General features: G+C 73.0%; 4 protein-coding genes. 2 read left to right on the top strand and 2 right to left on the bottom strand.

The features are described 5' to 3' along the window. Positions 1-137: 137 nt before the first annotated feature. Positions 138-1,199 (bottom strand): glycosyltransferase family 2 protein, encoded by a 1,062-nt coding sequence (locus tag IH45_RS0142195; protein ID WP_030682310.1) that lies wholly within the window; start codon positions 1,197-1,199, stop codon positions 138-140. A 357-nt stretch (positions 1,200-1,556) separates the two neighbouring features. Here IH45_RS0142195 and IH45_RS0142190 point away from each other — a divergent pair, with 357 nt between their 5' ends. Together IH45_RS0142190 and IH45_RS01000000144760 are read left to right on the top strand one after the other, a co-directional pair. Continuing rightward, positions 1,557-3,008, top strand: a complete 1,452-nt coding sequence (locus tag IH45_RS0142190) for an LCP family protein (protein ID WP_078898055.1) — start codon at positions 1,557-1,559, stop codon at positions 3,006-3,008. A 60-nt stretch (positions 3,009-3,068) separates the two neighbouring features. Beyond that, positions 3,069-3,800 carry a hypothetical protein gene (locus tag IH45_RS01000000144760; RefSeq protein ID WP_032919521.1) on the top strand — a complete coding sequence of 244 codons (732 nt, stop codon included), beginning with the start codon at positions 3,069-3,071 and terminating at the stop codon, positions 3,798-3,800. Between the two features lie 99 nt (positions 3,801-3,899). On the opposite strand, the gene IH45_RS0142180 is transcribed toward IH45_RS01000000144760, so the two are convergent. Further along, on the bottom strand, positions 3,900-4,448 hold the full coding sequence (locus tag IH45_RS0142180) for an acyl-CoA thioesterase (protein WP_030682303.1): 549 nt from the start codon (positions 4,446-4,448) through the stop codon (positions 3,900-3,902). Between the last annotated feature and the right edge of the window lie 109 nt (positions 4,449-4,557).

Raw genomic sequence — 4,557 nt, 5'->3', positions numbered from 1 at the left:
GCACGGACGGGGGTGAGCGGGCACGCGCCCGGTACCGGCGGAGCGGTACGCGTCGGCGCCCGTACGCGATCGCGTACGGGCGCCGGGTGCGCGTCAGCCGCCGGGGCGGGCCGCCTCGCCGGTGCGGGCCGCCGGGCTCACTCGGCCGCGGCCGGGCGGCGCGGGGCCGTCACCGCCGGGCGGCGGCTGGCGATGACCTTCTTGGCCAGCGACCGCGGACTGGTCAGGAAGCCCCAGCCCCATGACATGTGCATGGTCGCCAGCGCGACCGGGACCTGGGCGCGGGCCTTCAGCGGCAGCCCCTTGCCCGCCGGGACGGAACCGGCCGTGATGGCGGCGAGGTAGCCGGCCGGGACGACGAAGCCCCAGGGCGTGACGAAGGCGCCGACCACGGCGCCCGCCGCGATGGCGCACACGGCGGTCGGCGGGGCCAGGTACCGCATGTTGATCGAACCGGAGTGGTAGCGGGCCACGACGTGGCGCCAGCGCCCGTACTCCTTGTACTGCTTGGCGAGCGCGCGGACGCTGGGCCGCGGCCGGTACTGCACCTTCAGCTCCGGCGAGAACCAGATCTGCCCGCCCGCCTCGCGGATACGGAAGTTCAGCTCCCAGTCCTGGGCGCGGATGAACTCCTCGTTGTAGCCGCCCTGCTGCTCCAGCGCCTCGCGCCGGAAGACGCCCAGGTAGACCGTGTCGGCCGGACCGGCGGCGCCGCCCGTGTGGAACGCGGCGTTGCCCACGCCGATCTTGGAGGTCATCGCGGCGGCCACCGCGTCCTCCCAGGCGTTCTCGCCCTCGGCGTGCATGATGCCGCCGACGTTCTGCGCGCCGGTTTCCTCCAGGAGGCGGACCGCGGTCGCGATGTAGTTGGGCGAGAGCATGCCGTGGCCGTCGACGCGCACCACGATCGGATGGCGGGACGCCTTGATCGCCGCGTTCAGGGCGGCCGGGGTGCGGCCGGTGGGGTTGGGCACCGTCAGCACGCGGGCGCGCTCGCTCGCGGCGTTCTCGGCGACCAGCTCGGCGGCGATCTCGTCGGTACGGTCCGTGGACGGCCCGAGCGCGATCACCACCTCCATCTCACCGGCGTAGTCCTGCGCCAGGATGTGCTGGACCGAGCTGCGCAGATGACGTTCCTCATTGAGCACCGGCATGATCACGGAGACGGCCGGGGGCTGCTGCGGGGGCGTGGCGTTCATCGCGGTCACGTTACCGCGTATGGGGGACGGGAGCCGACGGCAGGCGGGTGGCCTTGGGCCCGGCACCCGGCGTGTGGCGCTTTACAGCCGATCATATGGGCCTACGGTGACCCGGCCCGCATGTTCCCGTTCGTCAGCATTCGTCCGCGTACGGAGACGGCTCCTCCCGGTCCCCGGGCGGCCCGTCTCCGGCCTTGCCCCGTCCCCGGCCTTGCCCCGTCCCCGTACCACGTCCTTTGTCCCGTCCCCGAACCACGTCCCTCCCGGCCCCGCGCCCCTTCTCGTACGACGTCTCCTCCTCGTACGACGTCCCCTCCCCCGCTCCGTCCGCCCCGACCCCGCCGCGGAGGTGTCCCCATGACCGCACCGCACCGCCCGCCCCGTCCCCCCGCCCGTCACCGGCGCCCGGACGGGCGGCCCCGCTGGGGTCTGCGCATGGCCGCGAGCGCTTCGCTGCTGCTGCTGGCCGCGGGCGGCATCGGGCACGCCATGGTCGCCGGCGTGGAGGACGGCATCTCCCGGGTGGACGCCTTCAAGGGCCTGGGCGACCGGCCGGACAACAGCGGCGGGGACGGGATGAACTTCCTGGTCGTCGGCACGGACGGCCGGGACAAGCTGTCCCGCGAGGAGAAGCGCCGCTACCACCTGGGCGGCGAGCCGTGCCACTGCACGGACACGATCATGATGGTCCACCTGTCCGCCGACCGGGACCGCGCCAGCGTGGTCAGCCTGCCGCGCGACTCGTACGCCCTGACGCCGCCGCACACCGACGCCAACACCGGGCAGAAGCACCACGGCCACCCGGTCAAGCTGAACGCGGCGTACGCGGAGGGCGGGCCGGGCCTGACCATCCGGACCGTCGAGCGCATGACCGGGGTGCACATCGACCACTACCTGGAGGTCGACTTCACCAGCTTCATGAAGACGGTGGACGCGGTCGGCGGCGTGGACATCTGCACCACGCGCCCGCTCAAGGACAGCTACACCGGCCTCGACCTGCCCCCCGGGCGGTCCCGGCTGGACGGCGGCCGGGCGCTCCAGTACGTCCGGGCCCGGCACCTGGACAGCGCGTCCGACCTCGGGCGGATGCAGCGCCAGCAGCGCTTCTTCGCCGCACTCATGCACAAGATCACCAGCTCCGGCGCACTGCTGAACCCGGTCCAGTTCAAGCACATCACCGACGCGCTGCTGGAGTCCGTACGGGCCGACGAGGGCTTCGGTGCCGACGAGATGGTCGATCTCGGCCAGGCGCTGCGCGGCTTCAACCCGTCGTCCTCCGAGTTCGCCTCCGTACCGGTGGGCGACATCGACTTCCAGGTGCCCGACGTGGGCTCGACCGTGCGGTGGAACGAGGCCAAGGCGAGGAAGCTCTTCCAGGCCCTGCGCGAGGACCGGCCGCTGGCCGTGCGGCGGCACGGGCGGCAGCGCGCGGCGGTGGTGGACGTACCGCCCGGCACGATCCGGGTGCAGGTCGACAACGGCGCCGGGCGGATGGGGCTGGGCCGCGCGGTGGACAAGGCCCTGCGCGCCACCGGCTTCGACACCACCGGAACGCCCGGCAACGCGCCCGCGCGCGTACGGCGGACCGTGATCGCCTACGACCCGCGCTGGAACCGCTCGGTGCGCTCGCTGGCCGCCGCCCTGCCCGGGGCGGCCCTGCGGCAGGCCCCCGGCCAGGGCTCGCTGCTGCGTGTCACGGTCGGCAAGGACTTCAAGGCGGTGCACAAGGTCCGTTCCGACGACCCGACCCAGCCGTCGGGCTCCGGCGACTTCGGGACGCTGACCGGCGACGAGGCGGCGTGCCCCTGACCGTCCACCCCCCTGTGTACTCAGTTGCCCAGCCCTTGTGTACTCAGTACAGTCCCGCGCATGGGCGCCAAGGGCGAAAAGCGATCACCACTCACCGACCGCTGGTTCATCGACCAGATCACCGCTGTCGCGCAGCAGTTCCTGGGTGCGCAGCCGGATTCCCGCGTACCGGACGCGCCGACCGCCCCGCAGCGCTCCGGCTCCGGCTCCGGCTCCGGCTCCGGCTCCGGCTCCGAGGACCTGACCGCCCGCGCCGCGCGCCTGTCCGCGCAGCGGGCCCGGCTGGAGCAGGAGGAAGCCGCCCTTCAGGCGGACGTGGAGCGCCTCAATCACGCGCCCCGACAGGACTCCGACGCCGCACCGCCCTCATCACGCACGCCGGTCGTCCCGGAACTCGACATCGACCCCGACGGCCTGACCCTGGCCGAGGCGGGCCGCATCCGGCGCGCCTACAAGGTCACCGAGTCCGCCCTGCCGCGTCTCGTCCTGGAAGCCGCGGCGGACGGCCAGGAAGCGCCGGCCATCGCCCGTGACCTGGCCGTCACACCGTCGTACGTGTACCGCATCCTGCGCGAACGCGTGCGCTACACGTGGCGCCTCGACGTACGCGACGGTGCCGCGTGGACCGCACGCGAAACCGGCCAGGCCGTAGTGGAACGCGCCCTCCACAGCGACACCCGCCTCGCCGACGAACTCCTCACCGAGACCGACGCCGACCGCGTGCTCCTCTGGGAGGGCGCCCGTACGACGGACGCCGAGGCGACCCTCGTACGCATCGGCCCGGACTGGTGATCACGTGGGAGGGGCATCGGGAGGGGCTTCGGGAGGAACCTGCGGAGGAGGCTGCGGAGGAGCCTCACGCCCGTGACCAGCTCACCGGCCGAAGGTGACCTACTCGGCGTCCCCCACGACGCCCTGCTCCCGCAGCTCCTTGATCGCACGCCGCCGCGCCAGCCGATGCGTGCGGCGGATCTGCGCCTCCTGATACCGCCGCTTGTCGCGCTCGGTTTCCGGGATGACCGGCGGTACGGCGCGCGGCTTGCCGTTCTCGTCCACCGCCGCGAAGACCAGGTACGCGGAGCCGACCTGGGTCGCGGGCGTGGACTCGTTCCAGCGCTCGGCCAGGACCCGTACGCCGATCTCCATCGAGGACCGGCCGGTCCAGTTCACCTGGGCCTTCACATGGACAAGGTCGCCGACGCGGACCGGCTCCAGAAACGCCATCTCGTCCATGGAGGCGGTCACGGCAGGGCCGCCGGAGTGCCGGCCCGCCACCGCGCCCGCCGCGTCGTCGACGAGTTTCATGATCACGCCACCGTGCACCGTGCCGAGCAGGTTGGTGTCACCTGCCGTCATGATGTGCGACAGCGTCGTACGGGAGACGGAAGTGGGCTTGCCCGGAAGGTCGCCCTCCGGGCCGGTGGTGACGAGATCGGTCATGCGCCCAGCTTATGCGCGGGGCGCGCGTCCTCCCCAGGCGCCCGTCCCGCACCCCGCACCCCACAGATCGCGTGACGCACGCCCCACCCCATCCATTCCCCCCTCTACC

It is taken from the genome of Streptomyces rimosus subsp. rimosus (assembly GCF_000720725.1).
In the GTDB taxonomy this organism is placed as follows: Bacteria; Actinomycetota; Actinomycetes; order Streptomycetales; family Streptomycetaceae; genus Streptomyces; species Streptomyces rimosus_A.
The sequence above is the reverse complement of the archived record's forward strand: the minus strand, read 5'-3'. Positions and strand labels throughout refer to the sequence as shown.